Here is a 1,143-nt window from a genome sequence, read left to right as displayed (position 1 = left end):
GATCTTCGTCGGGCTGTTCCTCTACAAAGGCCTGTACCTCACCGCCGCGCTCTACGCCTTGTTCACCGTGATCGCCGTGCAGGGCTGGCGTGAATGGCGCGCCGACCCGGCGTTGCACGCATGAAGGTGGTGGTACTGGCCGGCCCGGAATCCAGCGGTAAAAGCTGGCTGGTCGCCCAGTTGCAGGCACATTTTGGCGGGGTAATGGTGGGCGAATACGTGCGTCATTTCATCGACCACCACCAGCGCGATACCACCCTGGCGGATATCCCGGAGATCGCCCGGGGCCAGTTGGCCTGGGAAGATACCGCCCGCGCCGCGCAGCCGGCGTTGCTGATCCTCGACACCAACCTGCTGACCAACAAGCTGTGGAGCCAGACCCTGTTTGGCGACTACCCGGCGTGGCTCGACAGCGAACTGCTCGCCCGCCACTACGACCTGCACCTGCTGCTGTCGCCGGAAGACGTGGAGTGGACCGCCGATGGCCAGCGCTGCCAGCCGGAGTTTGCCGATCGCCTGGCGTTTTTCCAGGCCAGTCGTGACTGGCTGGAGCAACATCATCAGCCGTTACGGGTCATCCGTGGGGATTGGCAAGCACGCCAGGACCAGGCCTTTTCAGCTGTGGAACAACTGCTGGATTGACCGGCGGGGACGGTTTTCATGCACCGCTCGTTACGCATGGCCCACTTTCAACGCTCTGGCACGCAGGGCTGAAGACCGGTTATCGGGTCAACGCAGTCCTCTACCCGGGGCACAGGTCAATCCTTAAAAGGAGATTGGCCTATGAACATGCGCATCGTTGCCCGCTTGATCAACTTGCCCGAAGACCGTGGCGTTCGTGTTGAAACCGCCGCCCATCACATCCTGCTGGTGCGTTCGGGTAGCGAGGTTCGTGCCTATCAGGCGGATTGCCCCCACGCCGGGGCGCCCCTGGAGCAAGGCGTGGTCTGTGACGGGAGGATCATTTGCCCGTGGCACAAGGCGGCCTTCCGGGTGGATGACGGCCAGGTCTGCGAGCCGCCCGCGCTGGTGCAGCTCAAGCAGTACCCGGTGGAGATTCACGACGGCGTGGTCAGTGTGGGCGACGAGGCACTGCCCTCGCCCGTTGCCCCGCACACCAACGATTCGCGCTGCTTTATCGTG

3 protein-coding genes are annotated in these 1,143 nt (G+C 63.5%); all 3 read left to right on the top strand.

Going from position 1 to position 1,143, the window contains the following annotated elements; genetic code table 11:
* A partial coding sequence (locus tag HX846_RS23905) for a nicotinamide mononucleotide transporter (protein WP_178966213.1) occupies positions 1-124 on the top strand: 124 nt, incomplete at its 5' end.
* Entirely contained in the window at positions 121-642 is a 522-nt protein-coding gene (locus HX846_RS23900; RefSeq protein ID WP_087692680.1) for an AAA family ATPase, read from the top strand. The genes HX846_RS23905 and HX846_RS23900, both read left to right, overlap by 4 nt.
* Before the next feature lie 141 nt (positions 643-783).
* Positions 784-1,143: Rieske 2Fe-2S domain-containing protein (locus tag HX846_RS23895; protein ID WP_178966212.1), on the top strand; the 360-nt coding region annotated here is incomplete at its 3' end.

The organism is Pseudomonas sp. K5002, from assembly GCF_013386655.1.
Classification (GTDB): domain Bacteria; phylum Pseudomonadota; class Gammaproteobacteria; order Pseudomonadales; family Pseudomonadaceae; genus Aquipseudomonas.
This window is presented reverse-complemented; position numbering and strand designations above follow the sequence as displayed.